This is a genomic window from Curtobacterium sp. PhB172 (assembly GCF_003752545.1).
Taxonomy (GTDB): domain Bacteria; phylum Actinomycetota; class Actinomycetes; order Actinomycetales; family Microbacteriaceae; genus Curtobacterium.
The window spans coordinates 16,940-29,635 of the sequence record NZ_RKIF01000007.1; the positions used below are offsets into that span (position 1 = coordinate 16,940).

Consider the following 12,696-nt stretch of genomic DNA (forward strand, 5'->3'; position numbering starts at 1 on the left):
GGTGACCCGCACCCGCACCGAACACACCGCCCTGATCGTCGTCGACCTGCAGGCCGGGACCGCGCCGTACCAGCGCACCCACCCCGTCGAGACCGTCGTGGCCAACGTCGAGACCCTCGCCCGCGTCACCCGTGGCGGCGGCGGCACGGTGGTGTTCATCCGCCACGACCCCGCCACGACCCCGGCAGGCGCGACCCAGTACGGCGGCGGCCCCCGCCCGGCTCCGGTCGCCTACGGCTCCCTGCTGCTCGAACGGGCCGACGCCGACGGCAACCTGACCCGCGGCGGGTGGAGCGCCTTCGCCGGCACCGGCCTCGACGAGCGGCTGCGCGCCGACGGCGTCACCGAGGTGGTCGTGGTCGGCCAGGCGACGACCTTCGGCGTCGAGTCCACGGCTCGGGCCGCGTACGACCTGGGCTACGACGTCGTCCTCGTCGAGGACGCCACGAACGACCCGGACCCGGACGCCCATGCCGCCCGGTTCCGGTCGGTGTTCCCCGCCCTCGGCGTCGTCGTGCAGACAGCCGACCTGGCGGGGCCGGGCGCGGCCTGAGCGGCGACCGGGCGGCGGACGGGAGGCCCGTGGCGGGCCCGCCACGTGCCTCCCGTCCGTCACCTGCACCGTTCAGGGCCGACCCTGTAGGACGGACGGAGCCGAGCGCACGCTCGCCCCGACCCGAGGAGCACCCATGGCCGCGAAGACCATCGTCATCACCGGCGCCAGCGACGGCATCGGCGTCGCCGCTGCGCGGGAGCTCGTCCGCCGCGGGAACGAGGTCGTGGTGGTCGGTCGCAACCCCGCGAAGACCGAGCGGGTGGCCCGCGACCTCGGCGTCGACCACTTCGTGGCCGACTTCTCGGACCTGTCCGCCGTCCGGGGGCTCGCCGACGACCTACTCGTGCGCTGCCCGCGGATCGACGTGCTGGCCAACAACGCCGGCGGCATCTTCAGCGCGGGCCGCCAGGTCACCGTCGACGGTCACGAGCTGACGTTCCAGGTCAACTACCTGGCGCCGTTCCTGCTCACGGAGCTGCTGATGGACCGGCTCGTCGCGTCCGGCGGAACGGTCATCAACACCTCGAGCGTCGCGAACAAGCTCTTCGGCCGCGTCGACATCGACGACCTCGACGCCGAGCGGCACTTCCGGGCCACCAAGGCCTACGGCGACTCGAAGCTCGAACAGATCCTGTTCACCAAGGAACTCGACCGCCGGTACCGCGACCGAGGTGTGACGTCGACGGCGTTCCACCCCGGCACGATCAGCACCGGGTTCTCGAACGACAAGACCTCGCCGATGTACCTCGTGTACCACACGCCCCTGCGCCACGTGTTCCTGACGAGCCCGGAGAAGGGCGCCGACACACTCGTGTACCTGGCCGACAACACCCCCGGTCGCGACTACCCGACCGGCGAGTACTACGTGAAGCGCAAGGTGGCGGCACCGAACGCGCAGGCCGAGGACGCCGACCTGGCCCGAGAGCTGTGGGACCGGAGCGTGGCGATGCTGCACGCGGTCTGACCGGGCGCGCTCCGCGATCGCGCACACGTCCGAGTCCCGGTCCCGCGGGTTCCACGCGACCAGGTCGCCGACGGCGCGGAGCACCTGAAGGGCGTCGTGCCCGCTGGTAGCTTCGTTCCCATGACGCGACCCCGTGGGACCGCACCACTCATCGTCGGCCTCGCGGGCACTGCCGCCGGTGCTCTCCTCGGGTACTGGGGTGGCAGCCTGATGCTCTCCGGCGGCCGCGAGGCCACGGTCGGGGACGGCCTGCCGCCCTACTCGCTCGTGGTGGTGGTCATCGCCGCGATCATCGGCATCGGGGTCCCGCTCGTGGCCATCGGCTGGCACTTCCGGCAGAAGGTCTCCCTGGCCGGTCTGCCCCACCGCGTGCAGGCGCTGTGGCTCGGCCTCGTCTGGGGGACCATCGCGATGCTGCTCGCCGGGAGCCTGAACGGCATCGCCAGCCTGCTGCCCGGCGGCCTGATCTGGCCCGGGCTCGTCGAGGAGTTCCTGAAGCTCCTGGTGCCCGTCATCCTGCTGCTGTCCTCGCGCACCTACCGCTCCCCCAGGCTCGGCGCGTGGTTGGTGCTCGTGGCCGCCGCCTGGTTGGGGTTCCTCGAGGGCATCAGCTACATCATCACCTCGCTCGACCCGATCCTCGACGGCGCGGAGGCTCCGTCCGATGCGCCGTTCGTCATGATGATGGACGTCATCGTCCGCATCATCGCCGAGGTCTCGCACCCCCTGATCACCGTCGGCGCAGCGGTCCTGATCTGGCTCGCCGCGAAGACGCTGCCGACGGGCAGGGCGATCGGTGTCGGCGTGCTCGCGTACCTCGGCGCCGCCGCGATCCACGGCCTCAACGACGCCGTGATCGACGGGCCGGTCCGCGACTGGAACGTGCCGGCCAGCATCGTCCTCGAAGCCCTGTACGTCGTCGCGGTCTTCGTGTTCTGGTTCCGGCCGCAGGTGCGGCGGCTGCAGGGCGACGGTTCAGCACACCGATGACCGGCTCCGCCGGTAGCTTCTCTTCTGGTGCAGACGAGATGCACCGCAGGGCGATGCAACGAACGAGGGGACACGTCATGGCAACCGAGGCTCGACGCTACGGCAGGGCGATCGAACGGCAGGACGGTCGGGACTTCCCGTTCTACGACGGCGACCCGATCCGGATCCCCGCATGGCAGTGGGTGACGATCGTCATCGCGTGCGTGGCCGCCATCACGGTGCTGAGCTTCTACCCGGCGGCGGACAACATCCAGTCGCTCGTGCCACGGTTCCTCTTCACCGCGATCATGCTCGCCGTCCTCATCGCCTTCACGAGACGACACTGGGCGCGCATCTTCCAACGCACCACTGCACGCGACTTCGGCACCATGATCGTGTTCGCGATCCTCAACCTCATCGTGTCGTTCACGGTCGGGATCATCGTCAAGGCGATCTTCGGCACCAATGCCAACACCGCGACCGACGGCATCCACGGAGCGGGTGAGATCGTCGCGTTCTACGTCGGGACCGCGATCCAGCTGTTGGGCGAAGAGCTCTTCACGATCCTGCCGTTCCTGGCGGTCATGGCGCTGTGCCACCGCATCGGACTCACCCGCACCCAGGGCATCCTCATCGCCTGGCTCGCGACTGCGATCTGGTTCGGTGCAGCGCACCTGCCGACGTACGGGTGGAACTTCGCGCAGGCGTTGCTGATCATCGGCGTCGCACGTCTGGTCCTCACCCTCGCCTACATCCGCACGAAGAACATCGCGGTCAGCACCGGCGCGCACATCATCAACGACTGGGTGCTCTTCACCGCCGCGATCATCGGGGCGACAGCGAGCGCCTGAACGCCGTCGCGCGCGTGATCACGCCAGGGGCGCGGTGGACGCACCACAAGGCGGACGGGAGGCGCGGTGCCAGCTGACACCGTGCCTCCCGTCCGGTGTCCTGGCAGTGCCCCCCGCGCCCCGGCGCGGCCTCGTAGGGTCACCGCATGAGCACGAACCGCGACGACGTCAAGGACTTCCTCGTCAGCCGCCGTGCCCGGGTGCGCCCGGACCAGGTGGGCCTGCCCGGTGGGCCCAACCGGCGCGTGGCCGGGCTCCGCCGCAGTGAGGTCGCGATGCTCGCCGACGTCAGTGTGGAGTACTACTCGCGGCTCGAGCGCGGCAGCCTCTCCGGAGTCTCCGACGGCGTCCTGCACGCCATCGCCGGTGCGCTGCTCCTCGACGACGCGGAGCGCGACCACCTGTTCGACCTCGCACGAGCGGCGAACGCCTCCCCGGTCCGTGGACAGCGCCGTGCAGCGACGCCGAAGACCCTGCGCGTCGGGCTGCAGTACACGCTCGACGCGTTCACCGGCGGCCCGGCGTTCATCCGCAACGACCGACTCGACCTGCTCGGTGCGAACGCGCTCGGCCGGGCGCTCTACGCGGACCTGTTCCGGAAAGCGGAGCGGCCGAACCTCGCTCGCGCCGCCTTCCTGGACCGGGACTGGGCCGACGCGTTCCACCCGGACTGGGACGTCGCCGCCGACCAGAGCGTCGCGATCCTCCGCACTGCGGCCGGCCACGACCCCCACGACGAGGACCTGCAGGCCCTGATCGGTGAGCTCTCGACGCGCAGCGCGGAGTTCCGCGCGAAGTGGGGTGCGCACGACGTCCGTCGGCACGCCACGGGCGAGAAGCACTTCGTCCACCCCGTCGTCGGTGCCCTCGACCTGCACTTCGAGGCGTCACGGCTCATGAGCGACCCGCGCTTGAGCCTCCTGCTGTACAGCGCGGAGCCGGGGTCACCGACCGCTGACGCGCTCCGCCTGCTCGGGTCCGTCGCCGCGACGGAGCAGCGCGACACCGCCGAGCGCCCTGGGACCGACGTGCGGAGCTGACGCTGCATCGTCGCCCGCGGTCACTCGGTCCTGATGCGGATCGCTGCGAGAGCAGCGACGAGGAGCACCACGGCTGCGACCACGAAGCTGGTCTGCGTCCCGACGACGAACTGCGACCGGTCGGCCAGGAACGCCCCGAAGACCGCGATCGCCACCGCCCCACCGACCTGCCGGAAGGTGTTGAACACCGCACTCGCCGTCCCCGACCGTTCAGCGGGGACGCTGGCGAGGACGACCGACGTCGCGGGCGGCATCGCGACCGATCCGCCCGCGCCGGTCAGGATCGTGCACACCGCGACCGCGACGACCGAGTCGAGGGGCGCGAGCACGATCATCACGACGAGACCGAGCACCATCGTGGTGAGTCCCGCGACCACGGGGACCCGAGCACCGAACCGGTTCACGAGGGTGCCGCTGACGACGTTGCCGACGATGCTGAACGCTGCGGACGGCAGGAACACCAGCCCCGCGGCCAGGGGGGACAGTCCGAGGTGCTGTTGCAGGTAGAGACTCAGGACGAAGACGCTGCCGAAGTTGCCGACCATGAACGCGAACCCGACGCCGAGCGCGATCCGCATCCCACCGGAACGGAACAGGTCGAGCGGCATCATCGGGTCCCGACCGTGGGCTTGCACGAGCAGGAACCCGACGACCGCGGCAGCAGCGACGAGCAGTGCGACGACCACGTCCCAGCGGCCGAAGCCGGACGCACCGCCTTCGATGAGCCCGAAGACGAGGCCGCCGAGCGCGAGCAGGGCGAGGACCTGACCTGCAGCGTCGAACCGTGCCGGCCGCCGAGGCGACGGTGCCACCCGGACGAGCATCCCGAGCATCACGGCGCACACCGGCAGGTTGATGGCGAACACGAGGCGCCAGTCGAGCGTCGTCAGCGCACCGCCGAGGATCGGGCCGACGGCCCCGGCGACGGCGCCGCCGACGGCCCAGATGCCGAGGGCGTGCGCCCGCTCGCGCGCCTCGGGGAACGCCTGGCGGATGAGCGCCATCGAGGCGGGCAGCATCACCGCGGCGGCCGCGCCCTGGACGGCGCGCGCCGCGATCAACGCGCCGAGCGACGGGGCGAGGGCACACGCGACGGACGCAACGAGGAACCCGGCGATGCCCCAGCCGATCGCCCGCTTCGCGCCGATCCGTTCGGACAGGTTGCCGGCGAACAGCAGCAACGAGGCGAACAGCAGCGTGTACGCGTCGATCACCCACTGCAACCCCGACGTGCTGCCACCGAGCTCCCGGCCGATCGTCGTCAGCGCGACGTTCACGATGAGGATGTCGAGCGTGATGAGGAAGAAGCCGAGCGAGGCGAGCACGAGCGTCAGCCGCGCGGCGCGGCGCGGGCCCTGCTCGGTCGGGACGTCGGCTGCGGTCGGAGCGGTCACGGTTCGATGCTCCCCTGGCCGTGCTCGGCGGGGGATGCCCTGACCGGGAACCCCTCACGCCAGACCGAACAGACATAGGATGTCTCACGCTCCCGACATCGCCGTCGCGAGCCGCCGCAACCGATCGGAGCACGTCGTGCACGAACCGCTCACCCCGCTGGACCCGACCACGCTGCCCGAGCCCGTGGACGTGTCGGACAACACCGCGGCCCTGGCCGCGGTCGACGCCGTCGTGCGCTCGGGTCCGTACGACGCGACCTGGTCTTCCCTGCAGCAGTACCGCGCACCGCTCTGGTACCAGGACGCCAAGTTCGGGATCTTCGTGCACTGGGGCGTCTTCTCGGTCCCCGCGTTCCGGAACGAGTGGTACTCCCGCGACATGTACCGCGCCGGGACGCCCGAGTTCGCGCACCACGTCGAGACCTACGGCCCGCACGACGAGTTCGGGTACAAGGACTTCATCCCCTCGTTCACGATGGAGCACTTCGACGCCGCGGCATGGGTCCGGGTGTTCCGCGAGGCCGGCGCGCAGTTCGTCGTCCCGGTCGCCGAGCACCACGACGGCTTCGCGATGTACGACACCGACCGTTCCCGCTGGAGTGCCGCGCAGCTCGGGCCCGGGCGTGACGTGTTCGGCGAGCTCCTCGTCGCCGCGGACGAGGCATGGATGGTCCGCGGCGCGTCGTCCCACCGTGCCGAGCACTGGTTCTTCATGAACGGCGGGACGAAGACGCCGTCGGACGTGCTCGATCCGCGGTACACCGACTTCTACGGTCCGGCGCAGCGCGAGGAGACCGCCCCGAACGAGCGCTTCCTGGAGGACTGGCTGCTCCGCACCGTCGAGCTCGTCGACAAGTACCGCCCGCAGGTGCTCTGGTTCGACTGGTGGATCGAGCAGCCCGCGTTCCAGCCGTACGTCCGGACCCTCGCGGCCTACTACTACAACCGCGCCGCCGAGTGGGGCCGCGAGGTCGTCATCAACTACAAGTGGGAGACCTTCGCCCCGGGCAGCGCCGTGTACGACATCGAACGTGGCGCGATGGGCAGCACCCCGGAGACCGTCTGGCAGAACGACACCGCGATCGCGAAGACCGCCTGGAGCTGGATCGAGGGCCACGACTACAAGACCGTGCGCGACCTGGTCGCCGAACTCGTCGACGTGGTCGCGAAGAACGGTGTGCTGCTGCTCAACACCGGGCCGAAGGCCGACGGCACCCTGCCCGAGGACGAGGTCCGCATCCTGCGCGGCATCGGCTCGTGGCTCGCGGTGAACGGGGAGGCGATCTACGGTACCCGGCCGTGGACGATCTCGGGCGAGGGACCGACCACTCGTCCCGCTGGCTCGTTCGTGGACGCCGACACGGTCGAGTACACCGCCGAGGACGTCCGGTTCACCACACGCCACGACGTCACCGGCGACGCCGTCTACGCGACCCTGCTGGCCGATCCCGACGACGGGTCGGCCCGCATCCGGGCGTTCGGGTCGGCCTCGGGCCTGCTCGGCCGCACCATCCGGTCCGTCGCCGTGCTGGGCCACGACGGCGAGGTCGACTGGGAGCAGCGCCCCGACGCACTCGTGGTCGCGCTCGACGGCATCACCAGCGTCGACTCCGGTCCAGTGGTCCGGGTGCGACTCGCGCCGGTGGTCGAGCAGGAGCGGGAGGACTTCCTGCACCAGTGACCGGGGACGCCGGCGCGGGGATCCGTCGCGGTCAGAACGGTGCGGCGCGACTACTCTGAGGCGGACGGTCGTCCGACGAGGATTGGGATGCTGACCTGAACTGGATCATCGCGAACTTCGGTCTCGTCTGGGGCCTCACCGTCACCCACGCGGGTCTCGCGGCCGTGCCCATCGTCCTCGGGTTCGTCGTGGCGGTGCCGTTGGGGTGGGTGGCGAACCGGTGGCAGGCAGTCCGATCGGTCATCGTCGGCGGCGGCAGTCTGCTCTACACGATCCCGTCCCTGCCGCTCTTCGTGATCCTGCCCTACCTGCTCGGCACCCGCATCACGGATCCCGTGAACATCGTCGTGGGGCTTTCGGTGTACGCGGTCGCCATCATGGTGCGGTTGGCAGCTGATGCGTTCGCCGCCGTCCCGGCGGACGTCGTCGACTCGGCCACCTCGGTGGGGTACTCCGCGTGGGGTCGTTTCTGGACGGTCGAGCTCCCGTTGGCGGGTCCCGTCCTCCTCGCGGGGATGCGGGTGGTCTCGGCGAGCACCGTCGCCCTGGTCTCGGTCGGCGCCCTGGTCGGGTCCGCGAACATCGGGTTCCTGTTCACGGACGGGCGACAGCGTCAGTTCCTCGAGGAGATCCTGGTCGGCGTTGCAGCGAGTCTCTTCGTCGCACTGGTCTTCGACACCGTCCTGGTGGCGCTCGGGCGCGTCCTGATGCCGTGGTCGCGACGGATCCAGGTGCGGTCGCGTCGGTCGCGCCGTCGGGCCGCGTTGGCGACGATCGAACGGGGGGCCTGACCGTGCAGTTCTTCCTCCATGCCGTCGCCTGGCTCCTCGACCCGGCGAACTACCGCCCTGGCCTGCAGACCCCGCTCCCGATCCAGGACCGGATCGGCGAACACCTGCTGTACACGTTCATCTCGGTCGCCATCGCCGCGCTGATCGCGCTGCCACTGGGCCTGTACATCGGTCACACCGGGCGCGGGCGCAGCTTCGTCATCGCCTTCAGCGGGTCCATGCGCGCGCTGCCGACGCTGGGCCTGCTCGGCACCCTCTTCGTCATCATCGGGATGACCGTGCCGTTCACGCAGACCGCCTTCATCGCGTCCATCATCGCGTTCGTCGTCCTGGCGATCCCCTCGATCCTCGCCGGGGCGTACTCCGGTGTGGAGTCGGTGGACCCGCAGACGGTGGACGCCGCGCGCTCGGTGGGGATGACCGAGTTGCAGATCCTGCTCAAGGTCGAGGTCCCCCTGTCACTGCCGCTGATCATCGGCGGGATCCGCGCGTCCGTCCTCCAGGTCATCGCGACCGTCGTGATCGCGTCGTACATCTCGCTGGGCGGACTCGGCGCGATCATCTCGACGGGCATCAGCCTGAACGACAACGACCTCATCCTCGGTGGTGCGTTGCTCGTGACGGTCCTCGCCCTCGTGATCGACGGCCTGTTCGCCCTCGCACAACACCTCACCCGCCGCGGCCCCGAGGGGCAGACCCGTCGCCGCCGCACACACGTCCGCGCGCTGCCACTCCGGCGCCGCGCGGTGACGGCACTCTCCGTCGACGAAAGGGACCACTGATGTTCACAGCAGGCACCAGGACACGCATCCTCGCGGGTGTGATCGCGGTCGGGGCGATCGTGGCACTCTCCGGTTGTTCCACCTCGGACCCCACGAAGCCGGCATCGGGCGGGGGCGACGGATCGGGCAGCACGCCGATCGTGGTCGGTTCGTTCAACTTCCCGGAGAGCGAGATCCTGGGCAACATGTACGCCCTCGTCCTGAAGGACGCCGGGTTCGACGTGACGACGAAGTTCAACCTCGGCCCGCGGCAGACCACGATCCCCGCGCTCAAGGACGGTTCGATCAACCTCATGCCGGAGTACAACGGCAACCTGCTGTTCTTCTACGACACCAAGGCCACCGCGAAGACGACAGCAGAGGTCGACGCCGCGCTGAAGACCGAGATCCCGAAGGACTTCCAGGTGCTCGAGCCGTCTCCGGCCGAGGACAAGGACGCCTACGTCGTGACCCAGGCCGAGGCCGAGAAGAACGGCCTCACGTCGATCGGTGACCTGTCGAAGATCGAGCCGTTCTCGCTCGGTGCCAACCCGCAGTTCGGCACCCTTCCGTACGGCATCCCCGGGCTGAAGTCGACGTACGGTGTTGACAAGGTCACGTTCAAGTCGATCGAGGACTACGGCGGGCCCGACACGGTCAAGGCACTCGTCGACGACACCGTGCAGGTGGCCGACATCTACACGACGTCGCCCGACCTCGTGACGAAGAAGCTGCTCGTGCTGAAGGACCCCGAGAACCTGATCGCGTCGCAGAACATCCTGCCGTTCCTGAACAAGGACATCTACAGCGCGAAGCTCGCGTCGACGTTGAACAAGCTGTCCGAGAAGCTGACGACCGATGACCTCATCGAGCTGCGCAACCGTGTCGAGGGCAGCGAGAAGGCGCAGGCCGCGACCGCCGCGAAGGACTGGCTGACCAAGGAGGGGCTGCTCAAGTAGCCCGGGAACGACGTCGGGTGCCGCGAGGCGGGTAGAAGCGCGTCAAGTCGGTCGGCGCGACCCCGACGCGCGCCGTGAAGGCTGTCTCGCAGCCAACGCAGCGGAGCGGGAATCGCAGGACCATTCGGTGTCTGCCTTCCGACGGCTTGGTGTGAAGCGCTCGGATGCCATGGATGTGGGGAATGCAGACGTACAGCGCGATCTTCCCCACTGGCGGTTCGCTGTTCACTCGGTAGGCGGTTGCATTCACTCGGTCGAGTTCCGGCGCAAGCAGCCTTGCCTTCGCAGCCGAGATGTGGCCATCCGTGCGCGTGGCGTCCCACACCGCAACGGCGTGAGGCGAAGGCACCTTTCGCACGGTATCGGGCAGCGGGTAGATGTCGAAGGTCATGCGCGTCAGCGAAGTCGGTCGCCGGCCCCCTTGGAGGCGAATGCGCGACGGCCGTGCAATGACCATCAGGTCCCCGATGAGGCGTCGCGCGTTCCACCGGCTTGCTGCTAGCTCCGTTGACCAGGCTGTGCGGCTGGCGCTCGGCCGGCAGCGGGGTCGGGTCGTGATCGTCGGGGCTCATGTGTCTCCACAGGGCTACGCGCGACAGGACCTCCTGCGCGAGCACATTGGTGGATGTGCACTCGGGCCGCCTCGGCGAGGCTGGGTCGTGTCGATCGGAGAAGCGGATCAGGTCGCGTCGATGGCGCGGACGACGATGCGGGCTCGAGCGATGTTGTCGACTCGCGCAAACCGGTCGTCTGCGTTGCCTCCGACCTGAGCGGTCGCGCGAACGGCGATCAGGTAGGTCCCGGGGAACTCGAAACTGCACGCCTCGGAGATCTCGACGGACCCTGCAGGGGTGACCTGCTGGGTCGTGTCGAAGTGTCCGGTGCCGTGAAGATCGGTGACGACGTCGGTGATGATGCCGGCGCGGGTGGTTGCGTGGGCGGTGATCCGCACAGTCACGATCGCTCCGACGCTGACCTCGGCGCGGTCGCTGCCGTCGACGGTGAGGGCGACGATGGGCTGCACGCCACCCCGAGCGGCGTCGTTGGCATCGACGAGCACCTGCCCCTCGTGTACGGCGTACGTCGTGGAGGGGGCCGGGGCGGTGCCCTGCTCCACCCAAGCGCTGAGCTGGCGCAACGCTGCCTGGAGAGCGCCGACGTAGCTGACGGTACGCGTCTCGTGTTCCTGGATGCCGCTCTCGTCGCCGTGCAGCGCGTTGTCGGTGTACCAAAGCCGGAACCGGTCATCGACGTTGTCGCCGATGAACTCGCCGACGCGGGAGCGGTACCAGTCCGCTTGCCAGGGGAAGGCCTCGCGGTCCAGGAGGGAGGCGACGACGATCATGTGGCCGCTGATGCGACCGGTGGGAACGGTTCCGGACGCGGCCGCGGCGAAGAGCGGCCCAAGGAGGACGGGGCGCTGGGGTGGTGCGGGGCTGCCGGCGGCGGTGCGGAACTGGTCCCAGACGACGTAGTCGCTCGAGGGGACCTGGTGGCGGTGGTAGGTCTGCGCGGCGAGGAAGTTGGAGTTGTCGACGAGTACCTCATCGCCCGGGGTCAGCTCGAACGAGCCCTCGCCGGGCTCGAACAGGACGGTGGTTCCGTCCACGCCCGTCAGGCGGAGGAGTTTGCCTGCCGACGGACCGGTGAGGATCGCCAGCTCGGCGCCGAGAGTGAACCCCTCCGGTCGATCGGCAATTCGCGCGCCGATGACCGTTCGCGGCCGCGCTGTCGCCTTGTACGACTCGTCGACTCCGCCGGTGATCGCGGCGGTCTCGGAGTCGGCGGTGAGGAGCTCGACCAGGGTCGTCTTCAGCTGGACGCGGTCGCGGTGTACGGACGAATCCAGGTCGCTTCCGAGGTATCCCTCAGCGCTCCAGAAGTCCTCGGCGTAAGCGGGGTCAGCGTGCATGATGCCGGGGTACAGCACGCTGAACGCGTGCATACCCATGGTTTGCCAGCCGAACCACGACCGAACCGGGAAGCCCATTCGGGTGACTTCGTCGAGAGCAGCCTGCTCCTCCGTGCTGAGCTTGAGGGTGGTCGGATCGCCGCCAGCGTCGAAGGCGTCGACGATTCGCGGGAACGCGTGGCGGAGGAGGCGCTGCGCGTGCATACGCACCGCGAAGACGTTCGGGATGGCCATGGGGCTGCCGATGACGTACGGCACGTAGCCGTCCCAGACGCCGTCGGTGTTCTCGGATGCGCCGATGGTGCGATATCCGCCGCCGCTGCCTCCGTAGAGGTAGCCGTAGACACGCTGCGGTCCGTAGATCCACTCCGCTATCTGACGAGACAGTCGGGCGACCGCCGCATTGGCACGGTAGGCGCCGATGGTCGGGTCGATCCCGGACATGGGGTTCGCGGCTCCGGGGCCGCCGCCGTTGGTCTCGATGTAGTAACCGCCGCTGGCGAGAGTGAACGGAACCGGATTCTCGTCAGTGAGCTGCTGCTGCGCGAGGTTCTCGCTCTGAGGCACCGGGGTCACGTGCTGGAAGAACCGGCCTTCGAACTGGTCCTGCGTGGGCAGGTACAGCGAAAAGCGGGTGTCGCTGTCGGCGAATCCGCCGTGGATGTAGCGATGGTGAGCGGGGGTCTCTCGCCATTCGTCGACGTCGACATAGGGCTGAGCGAAGGCCTCATCCACTGGGTCGGGCGTGAGCGCGAGGTCCTCGAGGGACTCGTCGGTGGAGGAGGAGAGCGTCATCAGTGTTCCTTCGAAGGTGGTGA

Annotated in this window: 12 protein-coding genes; 9 read left to right on the forward strand and 3 right to left on the reverse strand. The window is 69.3% G+C overall.

Annotated features, from left to right (window positions below; translation table 11 throughout):
- Position 1: 1 nt before the first annotated feature.
- From EDF42_RS07230 to EDF42_RS07250, 5 genes are all read left to right on the forward strand, one after another.
- Positions 2–553, forward strand: coding sequence for a cysteine hydrolase (locus EDF42_RS07230; protein ID WP_123340269.1), 552 nt, complete (start codon positions 2–4; stop codon positions 551–553).
- Between the two features lie 136 nt (positions 554–689).
- Positions 690–1,520: an SDR family NAD(P)-dependent oxidoreductase gene (locus EDF42_RS07235; RefSeq protein WP_123671897.1), complete on the forward strand. Its 831-nt coding sequence runs from the start codon at positions 690–692 to the stop codon at positions 1,518–1,520.
- 120 nt (positions 1,521–1,640) lie between these two features.
- The gene (locus EDF42_RS07240) at positions 1,641–2,510 is read left to right on the forward strand and encodes a PrsW family glutamic-type intramembrane protease (RefSeq protein WP_123671898.1); all 870 of its coding nucleotides are present in this window, start codon (positions 1,641–1,643) and stop codon (positions 2,508–2,510) included.
- 77 nt (positions 2,511–2,587) lie between these two features.
- Entirely contained in the window at positions 2,588–3,340 is a 753-nt protein-coding gene (locus EDF42_RS07245) for a CPBP family intramembrane glutamic endopeptidase (RefSeq protein ID WP_221181006.1), read from the forward strand.
- Between the two features lie 146 nt (positions 3,341–3,486).
- Positions 3,487–4,380, forward strand: a complete 894-nt coding sequence (locus tag EDF42_RS07250; protein ID WP_123671900.1) for a helix-turn-helix transcriptional regulator — start codon at positions 3,487–3,489, stop codon at positions 4,378–4,380.
- A 20-nt stretch (positions 4,381–4,400) separates the two neighbouring features.
- On the opposite strand, the gene EDF42_RS07255 is transcribed toward EDF42_RS07250, so the two are convergent.
- Positions 4,401–5,774: an MFS transporter gene (locus tag EDF42_RS07255; RefSeq protein WP_221181007.1), complete on the reverse strand. Its 1,374-nt coding sequence runs from the start codon at positions 5,772–5,774 to the stop codon at positions 4,401–4,403.
- A 79-nt stretch (positions 5,775–5,853) separates the two neighbouring features.
- Here EDF42_RS07255 and EDF42_RS07260 point away from each other — a divergent pair, with 79 nt between their 5' ends.
- From EDF42_RS07260 to EDF42_RS07275, 4 genes are all read left to right on the forward strand, one after another.
- Positions 5,854–7,455 (forward strand): alpha-L-fucosidase, encoded by a 1,602-nt coding sequence (locus EDF42_RS07260; protein ID WP_123671901.1) that lies wholly within the window; start codon positions 5,854–5,856, stop codon positions 7,453–7,455.
- A 164-nt stretch (positions 7,456–7,619) separates the two neighbouring features.
- On the forward strand, positions 7,620–8,246 hold the full coding sequence (locus EDF42_RS07265; protein ID WP_307860918.1) for an ABC transporter permease: 627 nt from the start codon (positions 7,620–7,622) through the stop codon (positions 8,244–8,246).
- A gap of 2 nt (positions 8,247–8,248) precedes the next feature.
- Entirely contained in the window at positions 8,249–9,028 is a 780-nt protein-coding gene (locus tag EDF42_RS07270) for an ABC transporter permease (protein WP_123310133.1), read from the forward strand.
- Positions 9,028–9,966, forward strand: coding sequence for an ABC transporter substrate-binding protein (locus EDF42_RS07275; RefSeq protein WP_123671902.1), 939 nt, complete (start codon positions 9,028–9,030; stop codon positions 9,964–9,966). The genes EDF42_RS07270 and EDF42_RS07275 overlap by 1 nt, the downstream gene beginning before the upstream one ends.
- Here EDF42_RS07275 and EDF42_RS18645 read toward each other — a convergent pair.
- Together EDF42_RS18645 and EDF42_RS07280 are read right to left on the reverse strand one after the other, a co-directional pair.
- Positions 9,959–10,357, reverse strand: coding sequence for a hypothetical protein (locus EDF42_RS18645; protein WP_148053857.1), 399 nt, complete (start codon positions 10,355–10,357; stop codon positions 9,959–9,961). The genes EDF42_RS07275 and EDF42_RS18645 overlap by 8 nt on opposite strands.
- A 288-nt stretch (positions 10,358–10,645) precedes the next feature.
- The gene (locus tag EDF42_RS07280) at positions 10,646–12,673 is read right to left on the reverse strand and encodes an alpha/beta hydrolase domain-containing protein (protein ID WP_123671903.1); all 2,028 of its coding nucleotides are present in this window, start codon (positions 12,671–12,673) and stop codon (positions 10,646–10,648) included.
- Between the last annotated feature and the right edge of the window lie 23 nt (positions 12,674–12,696).

Excerpts from the sequence above, each read along its gene's own strand:
- EDF42_RS07235 (WP_123671897.1), top strand. The coding sequence starts at position 690 with ATGGCCGCGAAGACCATCGTCATCACCGGCGCCAGCGACGGCATCGGC.
- EDF42_RS07260 (WP_123671901.1), top strand. The coding sequence starts at position 5,854 with ATGTCTCACGCTCCCGACATCGCCGTCGCGAGCCGCCGCAACCGATCG.
- EDF42_RS07280 (WP_123671903.1), bottom strand. The coding sequence starts at position 12,673 with ATGACGCTCTCCTCCTCCACCGACGAGTCCCTCGAGGACCTCGCGCTC.
- EDF42_RS07275 (WP_123671902.1), top strand. The coding sequence starts at position 9,028 with ATGTTCACAGCAGGCACCAGGACACGCATCCTCGCGGGTGTGATCGCG.
- EDF42_RS07240 (WP_123671898.1), top strand. The coding sequence starts at position 1,641 with ATGACGCGACCCCGTGGGACCGCACCACTCATCGTCGGCCTCGCGGGC.
- EDF42_RS07245 (WP_221181006.1), top strand. The coding sequence starts at position 2,588 with ATGGCAACCGAGGCTCGACGCTACGGCAGGGCGATCGAACGGCAGGAC.
- EDF42_RS18645 (WP_148053857.1), bottom strand. The coding sequence starts at position 10,357 with ATGACCTTCGACATCTACCCGCTGCCCGATACCGTGCGAAAGGTGCCT.
- EDF42_RS07250 (WP_123671900.1), top strand. The coding sequence starts at position 3,487 with ATGAGCACGAACCGCGACGACGTCAAGGACTTCCTCGTCAGCCGCCGT.